The organism is Thermorudis peleae (assembly GCF_000744775.1).
Classification (GTDB): domain Bacteria; phylum Chloroflexota; class Chloroflexia; order Thermomicrobiales; family Thermomicrobiaceae; genus Thermorudis; species Thermorudis peleae.
This window is the reverse complement of record NZ_JQMP01000003.1, coordinates 431,449-445,549: the sequence shown is the minus strand read 5'-3', so window position 1 is coordinate 445,549 and position 14,101 is coordinate 431,449. Positions and strand designations below refer to the sequence as shown.

At 62.2% G+C, this 14,101-nt stretch carries 15 protein-coding genes; 2 read left to right on the top strand and 13 right to left on the bottom strand.

All coding sequences use genetic code 11. From position 1 onward, the window contains the following. Positions 1–142: 142 nt before the first annotated feature. The 5 genes from N675_RS05030 to N675_RS05010 all read right to left on the bottom strand — a co-directional run bounded on the left by N675_RS05030 (position 143) and on the right by N675_RS05010 (position 5,735). The gene (locus tag N675_RS05030) at positions 143–394 is read right to left on the bottom strand and encodes an SHOCT domain-containing protein (RefSeq protein ID WP_231577937.1); all 252 of its coding nucleotides are present in this window, start codon (positions 392–394) and stop codon (positions 143–145) included. A 605-nt stretch (positions 395–999) separates the two neighbouring features. Further along, positions 1,000–2,874, bottom strand: a complete 1,875-nt coding sequence (locus tag N675_RS05025) for a hypothetical protein (RefSeq protein WP_038038351.1) — start codon at positions 2,872–2,874, stop codon at positions 1,000–1,002. Continuing rightward, positions 2,829–3,983 (bottom strand): PrsW family intramembrane metalloprotease, encoded by a 1,155-nt coding sequence (locus N675_RS13595; protein ID WP_051914205.1) that lies wholly within the window; start codon positions 3,981–3,983, stop codon positions 2,829–2,831. Before N675_RS13595 ends, N675_RS05025 begins: the two co-directional genes overlap by 46 nt. 10 nt (positions 3,984–3,993) lie before the next feature. After that, positions 3,994–4,773 (bottom strand): hypothetical protein, encoded by a 780-nt coding sequence (locus N675_RS05015; RefSeq protein ID WP_038038350.1) that lies wholly within the window; start codon positions 4,771–4,773, stop codon positions 3,994–3,996. Beyond that, complete coding sequence (locus tag N675_RS05010) at positions 4,770–5,735, bottom strand: PrsW family glutamic-type intramembrane protease (protein WP_038038348.1); 966 nt, start codon at positions 5,733–5,735, stop codon at positions 4,770–4,772. Before N675_RS05010 ends, N675_RS05015 begins: the two co-directional genes overlap by 4 nt. A gap of 613 nt (positions 5,736–6,348) precedes the next feature. Between N675_RS05010 and N675_RS05005 the strand changes: the two genes are divergently transcribed. Continuing rightward, the gene (locus tag N675_RS05005) at positions 6,349–6,612 is read left to right on the top strand and encodes a hypothetical protein (protein ID WP_038038347.1); all 264 of its coding nucleotides are present in this window, start codon (positions 6,349–6,351) and stop codon (positions 6,610–6,612) included. On the opposite strand, the gene murJ is transcribed toward N675_RS05005, so the two are convergent. The 8 genes from murJ to N675_RS04965 form a co-directional block, all read right to left on the bottom strand. Next, complete coding sequence (gene murJ, locus N675_RS05000; RefSeq protein ID WP_051914202.1) at positions 6,571–8,172, bottom strand: murein biosynthesis integral membrane protein MurJ; 1,602 nt, start codon at positions 8,170–8,172, stop codon at positions 6,571–6,573. The two genes, N675_RS05005 and murJ, sit on opposite strands and share 42 nt — an antisense overlap. Continuing rightward, entirely contained in the window at positions 8,169–8,699 is a 531-nt protein-coding gene (locus tag N675_RS04995) for an adenylyltransferase/cytidyltransferase family protein (protein WP_038039351.1), read from the bottom strand. Before N675_RS04995 ends, murJ begins: the two co-directional genes overlap by 4 nt. Positions 8,700–8,878: 179 nt before the next feature. Then, on the bottom strand, positions 8,879–9,070 hold the full coding sequence (locus tag N675_RS04990; protein WP_038038346.1) for a hypothetical protein: 192 nt from the start codon (positions 9,068–9,070) through the stop codon (positions 8,879–8,881). A 62-nt stretch (positions 9,071–9,132) separates the two neighbouring features. Continuing rightward, positions 9,133–10,095, bottom strand: coding sequence for an LLM class flavin-dependent oxidoreductase (locus N675_RS04985; RefSeq protein ID WP_038038345.1), 963 nt, complete (start codon positions 10,093–10,095; stop codon positions 9,133–9,135). Continuing rightward, complete coding sequence (locus N675_RS04980) at positions 10,070–10,957, bottom strand: glycerophosphodiester phosphodiesterase (RefSeq protein ID WP_038038344.1); 888 nt, start codon at positions 10,955–10,957, stop codon at positions 10,070–10,072. The genes N675_RS04985 and N675_RS04980 overlap by 26 nt, the downstream gene beginning before the upstream one ends. Before the next feature lie 4 nt (positions 10,958–10,961). Then, positions 10,962–11,711: a phosphatase PAP2 family protein gene (locus N675_RS13590; protein WP_051914201.1), complete on the bottom strand. Its 750-nt coding sequence runs from the start codon at positions 11,709–11,711 to the stop codon at positions 10,962–10,964. Further along, positions 11,695–12,687, bottom strand: coding sequence for a 4-hydroxy-3-methylbut-2-enyl diphosphate reductase (gene ispH / locus N675_RS04970; protein WP_081886872.1), 993 nt, complete (start codon positions 12,685–12,687; stop codon positions 11,695–11,697). Before ispH ends, N675_RS13590 begins: the two co-directional genes overlap by 17 nt. Before the next feature lie 109 nt (positions 12,688–12,796). Next, a complete protein-coding gene (locus tag N675_RS04965) occupies positions 12,797–13,501 on the bottom strand; it encodes an HAD family hydrolase (protein ID WP_051914199.1) in 705 nt (234 codons plus the stop codon). Between the two features lie 210 nt (positions 13,502–13,711). Between N675_RS04965 and N675_RS04960 the strand changes: the two genes are divergently transcribed. After that, the gene (locus tag N675_RS04960; RefSeq protein WP_038038343.1) at positions 13,712–14,059 is read left to right on the top strand and encodes a hypothetical protein; all 348 of its coding nucleotides are present in this window, start codon (positions 13,712–13,714) and stop codon (positions 14,057–14,059) included. The last annotated feature ends 42 nt before the right edge of the window (positions 14,060–14,101 follow it).

Sequence of the window (14,101 nt, the reverse complement as noted above, 5' to 3'; positions counted from 1 at the left end):
CGCTGTAGCAGAGGGCCTGAGGTAAGTAAACCAGGCCCTCTGCTTGTTCTTGATGTGCGGCGTTGCGGGGAGATGGAAGCACGCGGACTGGGTACAGTACGGTACGCTCGCGAGCAGAGGGCCCACTGCCTGTATCTTGTTCTTAGCCTTCGAGGTCGTGGCGCATCTGCAGGTACTCATCACGTGTGAGTTCACCGCGCGCATACCGCTCGTTGAGGAGCTCGAGCGCCCGGTTTTGGCCAGCCTGGGTGGGAGCGTGGGCACTGATATTGCGCACGATCCAGACGATGAATACGACAATCCCAGCGACGATCACAGCCCAGAATAGCGTCATGATGAGTGCACCCCACCACGGCATCGCGCCCCAACCACCCATCATTGGCCACATCCACATCTCGGTCCCTCCTGTCAACGCTCAATGTTCGCTCCTTGTTCCCCACCCACTATCAGTATACCCCCTGTCGGTATCTCCCAGGCTGTGTTTTGAGCCGCGGAATGGAAGGAGAATGGGATCGGAAGGGAAACAGAAGGCATGGGTGGTAGGGTAAAGGAGACAAAACGGAGCCGTGAAAGGGGGCGGCAGACAAATCTTTGCAGCGTACGCTAGCGCTTGCCTCAGCCGACCGTGGCGGTGATACCAGGAATCTAGCAGCGTGGGACACGATCTGGGGGATGACTGGTAGCACAAGGGGGCGCGCAGTATTGCGAGGGCCGCGCGCCCCTTGAGGCGGAGCGCTTCATGCTGAGTCCGAAGTCTTGACAACTGTCTTGTCACATGCGGCAATGTGGGGCGCAGGTGCATCCTGCCTGTTCGCGATGCTCTCCCGGTCGCGGCGTGTGGTGCAGTAGCCCCCGGCCGTCGCTCCCACGCCGGGAGAGCATCGCGAGGAGTACAGAGGAATAACTGGTTTTGCTCTCCCGGCAAACGCTCTTGGCCACGCGAGCGACGGAACACGCCGGCTGCGCACGATGATTTCCAGGCGATGAGAGCGAACTCGATTACTCGGCTTCTGGGGCATCCGTTTGGGCGTGCCAGAGACTCAGGATGTCTGCGAGTAACAGTGGCACACCGAGATAGAGTAATCCCCAGGCGGGAATGACATCGGCGAAGATGCCTGGGCCTACCTCACCGACTCCACCAAACAGGAGACCGAGTGGAACACTGCAGGTGTAGGCCAGGTAGAGCAGCACCCGGCTCACCTGTGGGAGGGTTGCGCTCTCGCCATTGGTAAATCGTTCGCCAGAAAGGGCAAAATCCCAGAGCAGCATGATGGCCAGGACGAGGGTAAGATTCCCCAGCATTGAACTCCCAGGCGCACCAGTGCCATCGGCGCGTCCGCGCGGCAGTGTCAGTGCAGGGATCAGGAGTACGAGAAGCAACGCGCCAAACAGGGTGGCACGCTCCAGCAATTGACTGCCCCAATAGGCTAACCGGCCAGAGCGTGCCACCGGAACGCTCGGTCGCCACCGGCTGAGTCTTCCGATGCCAACCCAACCGAACTGGAACAAAAAGAGCAGATCAGACACTGCCACAGGAAGATGGCCACGAAAGAGCTGGTAGTACAAGCCTTCGGCTCCAATTGCAGCACTAAGGCTTACTGCTGCACCGAGGCCAAGAGCAAGGGACGCTAGTGGAGATGAACGGCGCCAGGTGCGCCAGAGGAGAACGGCTGCGATCACGCCACTCATCACGAGGCTCAGTGGCGCAACGGAGAGCCAGCCTCGTTCCGTCAGTGGCCAGAGCAGGCCAACTGCACCCAGGACCGCCAACCAACGCCAGCGATGGTCACGGGCACGCCAAGCCATGAACGGCGCAAGGAAGAGCGCAAGTGCCGGCGCGAGCACGGCGGGGTTGACGAGCCACTGAACCGCGCCGTACCACCGGCTTCCGACCGTTAGTCCGGATACTGCCGTGCCGACCGCATAGGGTACAGCAAGCACAAGGAGGGCGCCGAGCCGTGGCTCGAGTGGCGGCCCGGGATGCCCACGGGCCAAGAGAGAAAGAAGCATGAGGTATGCGACAAGGCCGCCCGCACCGATAAGCTCGATCAGGCGTGGTCGTCCGCCGGTCTGGAAGAGCCAAATCGCTGCCCAGGCGAACGGCAGCACGAGGCTGATTCCGATGCCGAGCTGACGCGAGCGACCTGCCAGTCGTTCACTGAGGCGGTAACCGACGAACTGACTGACCTCGGCAAGGTCGACACCGGTTAAGAACAGCAAGGTTGCCTGGACGGGGAACAGTCGCACACTAGCGGTGGCAGCGACCAGGACAAGGAACGAAGCTGCTTCCGTGAGGCCACCACGGGCGCTAGCCATGACCAGGGTAACGAGCAGGGCAATCCCTACGCCGCCGAAGACCAGACCGTCCAGGACAAGCAGGAGTGGGTCACGAGCGAGACTCCAGCGGACGACAAGATAGGCGCCGAGCAGGCCAACAACGGCTACGCCTATGGGCAAGCCGCTCAGGAGATCTAGTGGCCAGAGCAGCGCTGGATACATGAAGACGAGGACAGCGCCAGCCGTTATGATACCGGCTGGCCAGCGCATGAGCGCCGCTGCAGTCAGCGCACTTGTCCAGGCGAGGAGCAACGTCGCCAGGCCAACCACAAGGGCTGGCCAACTGAATGCAACCACCGAGCCATCTGGCAACGGGACGGGCAGCGAGGGAGCTAGCCAGTCGGGCAGCGCCGACACCACGACGCTGCCCACCACAAGGACAAGCCCCATAACAACCCAGACCTGCGCGAGAACCGGCAACCTGCTCAGGCGCACGATCTTTGGGCGCGGGTCAAGGGCAGCCAGAGACGCTGGCGTGACGTTACTGCTTTCTATTGCCCCAATTCCTGGCGCAAGGCCAGAATCTTGGCCCGGCATTCCTCCTCGCTACTCCCCCGCAACCAGCGCGGCAGCCGATCTCCCTGCGCCCGGTGCCACTTCACGAACGCCAGGTCCAACAGGTACTCGTCTAACTGCCGCTGCAGCAGCCAGCGCCGCAGCCCGCCCCGCAGCAACGCCTGGAGTTCGCGCTTGCGCCGTCCCAGCCCGCTGCTCAGCACCGCCACGTCCTCGGCCGTCGCTATACCGGCACTGACTTCGGCGCCGAGCTGCTCGCGCACGACTGCCGCTTCTTTCCGTCCGGCGAACCGAAGCACCAGTGCCACTTCCACTCCGATGACCAGCAGGCAGAGTGCTGGGTAAATGAGGAAAATTTGGATCAGGCCAAGCACCACACCGGCCTTTCCAAGCAGGTCAACAAGGCCGAGCAAGACATCCCAGGCGGAGTGGAATGCTACGGCCACGACCCAGCCCAGCACGGGCAAGGCGAGCTTGCGCACCCGGCTCGAGCTCTGGCGAGCAAAGCCCAGCCCCAAGCCGATGAAGCTGGTGAACACCGGGTGGGCGAGTCCAGTCAGCAGCACCCGGAGGAAAAAGGTGATCGTGAGCCCACCAAATCCTCCACCCAGGTAGGCACGAGCAAAGTAATCGATGTCCTCACCCGCAGCAAAGCCGAGGGCGACCATTCCCGCGTAGACCAGGCCATCGAGCGGGCCGTCGATGTTGCCAGTCAGGTAGACCAGGAGCAGGGCGAGCCCTTTGGCCGTCTCCTCGACCGGACCAGCACCGGAAAGCGCTCCGAGCAGTGGTAAGGGGCTGGTAGAACCGAAGATGGCACGGAGAAGAACGAACCAGGTGGTATTGAGCACGAGTGCGATGAGGTTCGCAACCGTTGCTCCCCAGAAGAAAGTGGCGAGGATCAGGGGGAGTGGTTCAGGTTCACGCGAGTCGATGGCGAGGAAAAGCCAGCCGTAAAGCAGGGGTTCGAGAATGGCCAGGAGGCTAGCTAAGAGGAAGACCCCAAGATGGCCACGGGCTTCCAGGAAGCTGGCCAGGAGCGAGAGCAAACCCGCAAAGAAGATGACGATGGTCACACAGCCAAGCCCGAGCCACTGCGTACTGCGGTGGAGGCCAATACGCGTACTCATCCTCACCCTCCTACCGTACCGTAAACGGCAGAGCGGCAATCAGCCGCATTGTGCCATCGGGCTGTTCACGGAAGAGCCCAAAGATGTATTCGCCGACCGGTAGTTGCCCGCCAATCGGCAGGACGATCAGCGTATCCTGATCCTGGGGCCCGAGTTGGCCGGTAACCGGCTCACCAATCAGCTCGGGTTTTTCACCACCTCGCCGGAAGAGCCCAACGCCAACCGATACCGTTGCCCGTGCCTGTCGGACCTGGATCAGGAGCCCCGCCTGGCTCGTCTCAGCGGACGTCAGCGTGTTGCCCGGGAAGAGGCCGACAGCCTTTCCATTCTGTACTCGACCGAGCGCAAGGCAGACCTGGATGTCGGCATCACCCTGTGGTTGTGACACATCACAGAGGCTGCGTGGTTGCTGGCTGCTCGTTCCCGTCTGTCCGCTGGTGCTACCGCTCCCCTGACTCCCGCCCTGATTACCTGGTTGACCCTGCTGGCCTTGCTGGCTTCCTGACTGCCCACCGGTCGAGGTACCCGGCGTTGCAGCAGCAACCGCCGTCGGACGCGGTGGTGACGCTGGTGTCGGCGTCGCCTGCTTAGAGCCCCCACTTCCGAGCAACACCAGCAGAAAGATGAGAAGCAGGAGCACGATACCGAGCAACGTCAGGCAGCCACAGCCGCCACCGAGCCCAAGCAGCAGCCCCTTACCAACGCCGCCCCCTCCGCGAGAGGGCGGCGGGGGAGTTGACGGTGGTGTGCCGGATGGCTGCGTTGAAGCGCCAATTGGTTGTTCACTCATGCTGCTCCCCCTTCTGCTTTACGTGTCTGGAGCTCTTCGCGCAATACCGTGACTGTCTCGGGCGTTGCTCGCCCCTGAGCCAGCCGCCACTTCGCAAACGCCAACTCGACCGCGAGCTTCGCCCGCTCGCCACCGCCAAGACGATGGCCGCCAGTGAGCAACTGGCGTAGCTCTGCCTCCGTCAACACGCCGCGTTGCACTTCCTCGGTTAGTGCCCACCGGATTACAGCCCGCTCGTGCTGGAGCGCCCAGATCACCACGCCCACCAAAAACAGCAGCCCCGCCCAGGTCAGCAGCGTGATCAGGGCAGCACTGAGGGCAGCAGGCCCCGGGACGCCTTGCCGCACGACAGCTACCCAACCGAGGTGATAGAGCACGGCGACAACCAAACCGACGAGCGCACCCCCGAGTTGCCCGCCCCGCCCACTGAGCAACCCAGCGCCATAGCCGATGAGTGCACCAGCGACTCCAGTGAAGACACAGTTGAGCATCCCAGACAGGGCAAGCGCCCAAATCGTGCCGATGTCCAGGCGAACCACCGAGGCGATCCCGAGCAACTGGACGTAGTAGACGCTGGCCTGGGCCAGGGCATACCCAGCGCCGATCACGCCTCCGTAAACCAGGCCATCGAGCGCATCGTCGAGCTCGTCGCGCCACCGCCAGGTCACAGCTAGCAGGACGACCCATTTGGCAAGCTCGTCGATCGCGGCACCGGTGTAATTCGGTCCGGTTAGCGGAAAGCGATCGAGGAGCAACGGCGCGAGCGTCCTTGGTACACCAAAAGCCAACTCGATGAGCCAGGCGAGCAGTGGCGCCACGATGAGGCCACCGCCGAACGCGAGGGTCACGAGCCGCACCGGCTCCTTCTCGTAGCGGTCGGCATACCAGAGGATGACCAGCGAGAGCAGCGCGAGCACCAGGCTGACAAGGAAACCGACCACAATTGCGGTTAATCCAGCCATCACCCCTCCAATCTCCCAGTCGCCTACAGGCGGGGATAGCAGGCGACGGGACTCGCCGAACACCATCCACTGGCCAGTCAAGTGGAAAAGGCGCGCGGAGGGAATACGACAAAAGGCGTAGTCGACCACTTTTGGGCATACGCATTTTGTCGTATGCCATGTGTACGTACATACGCCTTTTGTCGTATACCGCTTGTACGTACATACGCCTTTTGTCGTATGCCGCATGTACGTACATACGATAAAAGGCGTAGGCGCGTGTTCAGCCACCTGCGTACGACAGCACACAAGGGGTTGGGCTATTGCACAACGGCGATCGAGGGCGCGGTACACCAGGGGAGATGCCAGTCAGCCTGCCGACGAGCAGGGCGAGTGGAGAGATCGCCACGGGGCATGCATGGCATGGACAGGGATCCGACACATCATGCTTCTCGGTTCAGGCTGGCACGGCACTGTCGTACCGGAGCCTGTGCTGCTGTTAGCCTCGCGTAGGCGACCAGTTCGCTGGTTGGCAGTGCGCAGCGAGCATGTACGGGAACCCCACTCTTCTCTTGCACCGAACAAAATTGAAGCGTAGGAGACGAAGCCGTCCTGACGTGAAAGGTATGCCCGAATGGTTATCGACCCACAGGTGAGCCGCGCACTTGAGACGTTCGCTTGTGCCCTTGAGAGTTGCCTTGTTGCTGTGCAGAACCTCCAGCCGGACAACAGCGACGGGACAGTGATCCGGCTACGGCTGCGCTATTGGCAGCATGCCCTGGCCGATGTGCGCCAGGCACTCTGCATTACCTGCCCGGAGGACGACACGACGTTCTCGCCGAACAGCACAGGGGAGTCAGCGGTTGAGCAGGCGAGCCCGGAGTGCGGCGACGAGTAATTGCGCCTCTTCGACCTGGAGCAGTCGCAGGCCGATCCAGTAGACGAGGGCACCAATGACGACCGGGACTCCGACAGTGAGGAGCCGCCAGCTGAGGCCAGCCGACTCGGGGGCACGCACGAGGCGCAGACCAATCGTCACCACGAAGACGACGGCAGCCATGATGACGGCGGCGAGCGCGGCTCGTCCGATCGCCGGCCAAGTCGTGGGATCACCGATGCTACCAAGTTCGCGGTGCAAGAGCCAGCCGATGATGATGAGGTGGCCGATGAACTGGGCGGAGTTTGCCAGCACGAGCCCAAGCATCCCCAAGGGATGGACGAGGAGTAGCGCGGTTACAAGATAGATTCCAACGGCGAGGACGCCGACGATGACAGGGGTGCGGGTATTCTGGCGGGCATAGAAGGCGAAGATTACGACCTGGTCAAAGGCCGCACAGAGGGTTCCCGGCAGATAGCCAAGGAGCGCTACCCAGATAGCATGTGCGCCAGCAAGGTCAGTGGCACCATGGAAGTAGATGAGCGTTACGGCAGGCCAGCCGATCGCGGCAAGGCCGAGCGTTGCTGGAAAGATCAATAAGCCAACCAGTTTGAGGCCGAGGCCGAGCGTGCGCTGGTAGGCCAGCTCGTCGCCAGCGGCAAAGTGACGAGCGAGTTGGGGCAGGGCAGCAAGTGACGTTGCAGCAGCAACCAGGCCTAGCACCATCTGGTTGAGCGCCGTGGCATAGCGCATTGCCCCGAGCGCGTCTTCACTCACGCCCCAGGCAAGGTTACGGTCCAGGATCACGGCAGCGGTATTGGCGATCAGGCCAAGGAAGATTGGTACGTAAAGCCGCAAGACGCGCCGAATCGCCGGGTGGCCGAATCCCAGGTTTGGTCGAGGCAGGAGATCGCGGAGTCCGCCAAGCTGGACCAGCGTTAAGAGCAGGGCGCCGGCGAGCGTGCCGAGCACAAGGCTGCGCACGCCAAGCGTGTGGCCGAGGAGGAGCGCAGCGACGACGATGGCGGCATTGCGTGTGGCGAGCGCCAGGGCGGGGCGCGCGAATCGATCGAGCGCGTAGAGCGTTCCCATCAAGATGGTAGCCCAGGCAAGGAGGAGCGTGGCTGGCAGGATCCAGCGGACTAGCTGGACGGTCAAGGCAACGGTCTGCGCACCCCGCGCAGCAGCGCCACCGCCGAGGCCGGTCATGACGGCGACAACGAGCGGGGCACCGGCTTCGAGCACGAGCACTGCGGCACCAACGACGAAGAATGCCAGTGTGAGGAGCGCACCGACGATGCGACGTAACTCAGCTCGTTGCTCGGGGGCGGTGTATGCGCTCAAGACAGGAACCAGTGCAGCCTGCAACATACCACTGATGAGCAAGTCGAAGAGGAGCGTTTGGACATTATCGGCGATGGTGAAGGCAGCAATGGCGTCTCCGGTGCCGAAGAGTGTGGCGTTGACTTGCTCGCGGGCAAGGCCGAGGAGACGGCTGAGCAGGGTGCCAACCATGAGGAGCGCTGCGGCGCGCACCATCTGGCGGCGCTCACTGCGGGTCGCCTGCGCTGTCATGCTCATGGTTGCGCATCCCTGGACTGACCTGGACAATAGGCATCGAGAATGCGGCGAACAATAGCGGTCGTTGACCAGCCGGGCACCAGCGGGAGAATCACGACTTGGCCGCCATAGCTGCGAACGATTGCTGCTTCGGGGAGCGGAGTCTTCCCGGCAGCTTCTTCATCAGGGGTTGCGGCATAATCGCCGCCTTTAACATAGACATCGGGACGGAGGATACGGATCGCTTCCTCGGCTGTGGGGTGTGGGAAGATGGTGACATAGTCGACACAGGCGAGGGCAGCGAGCAACTCGGCGCGCGCTGACTCCGGCAAGATTGGGCGGCCAGGCCCCTTGCGCTGCTGAGCAGTTTGGTCGGTGTTGATCCCGACGATGAGGACGTCGCCGAGTGTTCGAGCAGTTTGCAAGAGGCGAACGTGCCCAGGATGTAAGAGATCAAAGTGGCCGTTGGTAAAAACAATCCGCTGGCCGCGCGCGTGAAGGTGTTGGCCAAGGTCTACTAATGATGCAAAGGGCACGACTTGGCCCATGGCGCGAGTCTTCCCCATTCCGTTTTCGGCAACGCTGCTCTCCTCGGCGTTGCCGCGCCCCAGTCTACCACTTCGGGTTCGCTGAACGAGGAGGGGAAGCGTCAGCGGCATGGCAAACACGGAATGCCCAGGATAGCATTATCCTGGGCATTGGACAGGTAATACGTGCTTGGCAGACGTTAGCGTCCGAAGATACCGACGACGAAGAGCACGAGGGTCATGATGACGCTGATGGCAAAGGCAACCCAGCCGATGGTTGACAGCGTGCGATAGCCGAACCGGCGCGCTCGGATGATGATGGGTAGACTCCAGACTGATCCCCAGAACCCGAGGATGCCGAGCGCAATCATTGCCGGATTATAGACCGTCATGTCGTCCTCCCCGACAAAGCCGCCACCTCGTCCCTATCTTAGCAGCAGCAACGGCGAATCCGCTAGCGTTCACCGACGTGCTGGTGCACGGTGCGGACGATGTCATAGAACTGCGCCTCATCGCCTTCGCGGTCTGGGCCGTAGATGAGCATGAGCAAGAGCTCATCGATTCCCTGATCGAGCAAGGACACGAGACGTTCGGTTACGCGTTGTGGAGCACCCCACACAACCAGATGATCAAGCAGTTCATCCGTGGGGGTACCGTCGGCAGGAAGCGGGAACCCAGCGTCGGCAAACATTGCAGCGTAGAACGGCATTCGGGCATACGAGCCAACGACATTCCGCGCCCGTTGGTGCATTTGCGTTGGGTCATCGGTGAGGACGACGGGAACATGGGCAACGAGCCGTGGGCGCTCGGTTCGTCCGGCCCGCGTTGCGCCGGCTTCGAGGGCTGGCAGCGCCTTGGTCAGTACGTAGTGGGCAGGACACATCCACGAGATTGCACCGTCAGCAAGTTCGCCGGCCAAGCGGAAGGCGTTTTCGCGCAAGGCAGAGGTGTAGATCGGTACAGGGGCTTTGCCAACGAGTTCCGTGTTCACGTGGAAGTATTGGCCATGGAACTCGACTCGTCCCTCCCAGAGCAGAGCACGGAGCACGGTGAGGTACTCACGCAGGTGGGCGAGGGGCTTTTCCATAGGGATGCCATAGGCACCTTCGATGGTCGGGCGGTGGCTTGGGCCGATGCCGAGGCGGAAGCGCCCAGGTGCGAGCTCATGCACAACGAGGGTTTGCTGGGCCATGACGACTGGATGACGGGGATAGGTCGGCACGATTGCTGTCCCGAACTGGATAGTCGTTGTGCGAACGGCAGCTGCAGCAAAGGCCGTGAGCGCATCAGGGCTTCGCGCGCCGGTGATCGACCAGACCATTGGCACGCCGTGCTGCTCAGCGCGAACGATGGCTTCAATCATGCCAACGGCGCTACGCCGGTCTGGTTGGTCAATCCCAATCCGCGGCCACCCCATGTTGGTGTCCCCCTTCCGCCTGGTCACGCATTCCTCGCTCTGAACAACATGCAAGCGCAGCGGAACATTCCCGAGGAGCAGGATGACTAAGAACGTCACGCCAACTCACTGGTTGGTCGTATCGCCAGATGTCGAGGGCGGCGAGTCGCTGGACAGCGTTCGTGGTGATACCACAGACGCCGAGGCTGGTTAACCGTTGGGCTTCAGCGGGGTAATCGACTGTCCAGGCCAGGATTGCGATGCCGGATCGCTGGGCCATGCGAATCAGCGGTGGCTGGATGAGGCGATGTTGAATGGCAAGGATGCGACAACCAGCCTGGCGAAGGCCAAACCAGAGCTGAAGGGTCAGTGCCCATTGGCCCACGCGGCCGCCGGCCGCGCCGATACGCGTCATATGCTGGATAGCGTGACCGCGAGACAAGCCACAATGGATCTGGGGAACCATGGTCGACAAGCGGCGCAGGGCGGCCGACTGCTGCGAAGTCACAAGGACGCGGTCAGGATAGGGCCAACGGGTGAGTGTCTCAGCAAGGGCAGGCACGGCGGCTGGATCTTTCAGGTCGAGGACGAGGAGGGTTCGGGAGCCAAACCGCTCAAGGACGGTTTCAAGCTGAAGCAGCGGAGGCCAGAGCTGGCGCAACTGGGCGAGCGTGGTAGTTCGAACTGGCCAGGAACGGCCGGTGGAGTCGACCAGTGCGCCATCATGCCAGAGCACGAGTGCGCCGTCGGCAGTGCGCCGCACGTCGACTTCGAGCGCATGGGCACCGTAGGCCAGCGCACGGCTGCAGGCCGTCAAGGTGTGTTCTTCGTCGGGGCGAACGGCACCACCACGGTGGGCGATGAGCAGCGTCGTGCCTGCCATGACGTCACTCCCGTTGCGTCTGCCGACCGCACTGGTACGCCGTAATCAACAGGCCCAGCCAGCCACCGCCGAAGAGATAGGATCCGATAACGTCACTCGTCCAGTGATGACCGAGGTAGACGCGGGAGGGCCCGACGAGTGCGATGAGCGCGCCAAGGCAGCTGATGAGTAAGCGCCGGAGTGCGACCGGCACAGACGAGCAGCGGCGCAGGAAGTAGGCGGTGAGACCCCAGAATGCTGTGTAATGGATGGTATGTCCACTGGGGAAGCTGGTATCGCGTAACGCGGCGGGAACAATACGGATTAATGGATCCTGTGGGCGAGGTCGCCGCACGACGAGCTTTGTGAAGAAACTCCCAAGGCTTGCAAGCCAAGCGAGGACGAGATAGAGGCTTTCGCGTCGATTACCGGTCACCGCGAAGCCAACGATGGTCAGGCTGGGTAAGATGAGACTTTGCGGCCGAAAGCCGAACCAACTCGCACTGTGGAAAATGCGCGCAATGAGAGGAGAGCGAAGGCGCTGGAGCAGCAGCGTCGCGCGGAGGTCGAGCTGGGACTGCGGCCGGCGGCGCACGCGCCAGGCAAGGACGAGGTAAAGCACAAAGGCAACAGCGCTGAGCGCAAGGATAAGGGGCTGAGCACTGAAACGCTGGGTAGTGCCCCGCACATTCTGTTGCCGGGCCACGATTCGTTGAGGGAACATCCGCCAATCACGCCGAGGGCTTGCCAGCGTGACGTTAGGCGTCGTCATCATCGAGGTCAACGTCATCGTGGTTTTCGGGCCATTCAGGAGGCGCATAGCCGAGCATCTGGAGCTGTTCGACAACCGCAGCGACGACCGCATCGGGGGTTGAGGCTCCAGCAGTTACGCCGACGACGCGGGCGGTGCCGACGACGTCAGCGGTGACTTCGGCAGGGCCCTCGACCTGGATTGCGGCGAGGCCAGCCGCACGCGCCACCTCAACGAGGCGGGCGGTATTGGAGCTTTTCCGGCCGCCGACAACGAGCACGAGTTCTGCGCCAGCGTCAGCGAGCGCAGCAATCGCGCCCTGACGCGCACGGGTCGGGCCGCAGATGGTGTTGACGATCCGTACTTCGCCACCAGCAGCGGCCACGCGCGCGACGACAGCCTGAGCAAAGGCAGCAAAGGCCTGAGGCATCTTGGTCGTCTGGCTAATGACAGCGACTTTGCGGGGCACGGCAACGTTGTTTGCCCAGGGGAGTGCGTCGGGTTCCTTAGCCGCACACGCGCGGGCAGTACCGGCCCAGGCGAGCACGCCACGTACTTCAGGATGGGTGGCATCGCCATAGACGACGAGGAAATAGCCCTGGTTCACGAGCTTGACGGCAAGCCGCTGGACACGGGTGACGAGCGGACACGTGAGGTCAAGATGGGTGAGGCCGGCAAGCTGGGCTGTTTGGGCACGGCCAGGGCCGGCGCCATGGGCTGTGGTGGCAACGCGCTGAAAACCACGAGCGGCAGCTTCGGCGACACTGCCGACGACCTCAATGCCACGCTCGCGTAGCGCAGCGACGACCTGAGGGTTATGGATCACGTCACCGACAGTAGCCAGTGGGCCACTGGCTGCGGCTTGCTCCAATAAGGTGAGCGCGCGGCGCACTCCCCAGCAGAATCCAAACACCGGCGCAAGGACAATGCGTTTTTCAGGCTGCGGCGTTGACGGACTGGGGTTTGGCGAAGATGCCGCAGCGGTCGCTACATCGATCATGCCGGTGATCTCCCTTCATGTATGATAGTGCGGCTTGCCCGTTCTGCCAGCCGCGATGCTCTTGCCAGGGCGCCGCACGGGGCGCTCACGATCAGAGAGTATACCCGTTTCAGCTGGCCTTACTGAACGCAGCATCCTCGGCCCCGTCCGGCCCCTCACCGAGCAAGACGTGCAGCAGCGCCTGAAGGTTCCGGATTTCGTATTCAGGTGGTGGCAAGGCAGGCCACGGCTTTGCCCAGCGATTGTGCCAGATGGTATGGATCCCGACGGCTTGCGCCCCAGCGATATCGCCCCAGGGATCATCGCCGACGTAGACGGCTTCGGCGGGCGCAACACCAGCCCACTGCAACGCTCGTTCGAAGAGTTGCGGCGCTGGCTTCGCAAAGCCGACCTCTTCAGAGATCAGGACAAGTGGAAAGCGATCAGCTAAGCCGAGATGGACAAGTTTGGCTCGCTGGATAAGGCTTGGTCCATTGGTGATCAGGCCAGTGCGAAAGTGGGCCTGAATACGGTCGAGGATAGTTCGGGCTTCGGGGAATAAGGCAAGGCCACGAAAACGGTTTGCGCTATAGGTTTGCATTGCGCGTTCAACGCGCCATTGCTCGTTCCAGCCATGTGCTGCCAAGACTTCGCGCAGGACACCAGCGTCCATGCGACGCAACTGAACGACGTGTTCGACGAGCGGCTGAATATGCTCGGGCGACTGGTCAAACAAGGCAGCACGGAAGGCAAGTTCCACACGGCAGCGCAAGGCTGACGTTTGATCACAAAGGGTGTCATCGAGGTCAAAGAGGACGAGTTGAATGGGCCACATTGGCCTGCCTCCTCATCCCCAGATCATGCCACAGGTGTTTGGCAGGACGGCATCATAGCACAAGTGACCCGTAGGACATCTTCGCCATTCGCCCCAGGATGATCATAGCCGCAATGGGCTAGGGCAATCTCACACTCATGATGGATGTCCTGAACCCAGGATGCTGCCGATAGTTTCTATGGAGAACTTGGACTACCAAGGGAGAGACCCATGGAAACGGTCATCGCTGCCATTGCTGGGGTCGTGCTTGTCGTCGTCGCCTGGTCGCTCGCTCGTGTCCCGCTGCATCCGCGGATCGTGCTGGCGACCTCACGGGTGGGGCGGCTCCTCTTTTGGATGGGATTTAGCGTGCTCCTTGTCATGATGCTTGGCAGTATCTGGCTCCTGAGCAGTCGGTGGCTGAGCACGCCGTTCGCCCTGCTGATAACGTTCGGTATTGAGCTCTTGGTCCTTGAGCTGATCATTCGGCTGGTGCGCCTTGATCCGCCGAGTTCGCCCCACCAGGCACCAGCTCACCGCGTTGAGCAGCAGACGGCTCACCGGCTGCGTCGCCCTTGAGCCCCAGCACGACAAGGCCACGTGTTATCCTCTCTGCGAGAG

Coding starts and splice junctions, on each gene's coding strand:
- N675_RS05030 (WP_231577937.1), bottom strand. CDS start 394: ATGTGGATGTGGCCAATGATGGGTGGTTGGGGCGCGATGCCGTGGTGG.
- N675_RS05025 (WP_038038351.1), bottom strand. CDS start 2,874: ATGCCGGGCCAAGATTCTGGCCTTGCGCCAGGAATTGGGGCAATAGAA.
- N675_RS13595 (WP_051914205.1), bottom strand. CDS start 3,983: ATGAGTACGCGTATTGGCCTCCACCGCAGTACGCAGTGGCTCGGGCTT.
- N675_RS05015 (WP_038038350.1), bottom strand. CDS start 4,773: ATGAGTGAACAACCAATTGGCGCTTCAACGCAGCCATCCGGCACACCA.
- N675_RS05010 (WP_038038348.1), bottom strand. CDS start 5,735: ATGGCTGGATTAACCGCAATTGTGGTCGGTTTCCTTGTCAGCCTGGTG.
- N675_RS05005 (WP_038038347.1), top strand. CDS start 6,349: ATGGTTATCGACCCACAGGTGAGCCGCGCACTTGAGACGTTCGCTTGT.
- murJ (WP_051914202.1), bottom strand. CDS start 8,172: ATGAGCATGACAGCGCAGGCGACCCGCAGTGAGCGCCGCCAGATGGTG.
- N675_RS04995 (WP_038039351.1), bottom strand. CDS start 8,699: ATGGGCCAAGTCGTGCCCTTTGCATCATTAGTAGACCTTGGCCAACAC.
- N675_RS04990 (WP_038038346.1), bottom strand. CDS start 9,070: ATGACGGTCTATAATCCGGCAATGATTGCGCTCGGCATCCTCGGGTTC.
- N675_RS04985 (WP_038038345.1), bottom strand. CDS start 10,095: ATGGGGTGGCCGCGGATTGGGATTGACCAACCAGACCGGCGTAGCGCC.
- N675_RS04980 (WP_038038344.1), bottom strand. CDS start 10,957: ATGGCAGGCACGACGCTGCTCATCGCCCACCGTGGTGGTGCCGTTCGC.
- N675_RS13590 (WP_051914201.1), bottom strand. CDS start 11,711: ATGATGACGACGCCTAACGTCACGCTGGCAAGCCCTCGGCGTGATTGG.
- ispH (WP_081886872.1), bottom strand. CDS start 12,687: ATGATCGATGTAGCGACCGCTGCGGCATCTTCGCCAAACCCCAGTCCG.
- N675_RS04965 (WP_051914199.1), bottom strand. CDS start 13,501: ATGTGGCCCATTCAACTCGTCCTCTTTGACCTCGATGACACCCTTTGT.
- N675_RS04960 (WP_038038343.1), top strand. CDS start 13,712: ATGGAAACGGTCATCGCTGCCATTGCTGGGGTCGTGCTTGTCGTCGTC.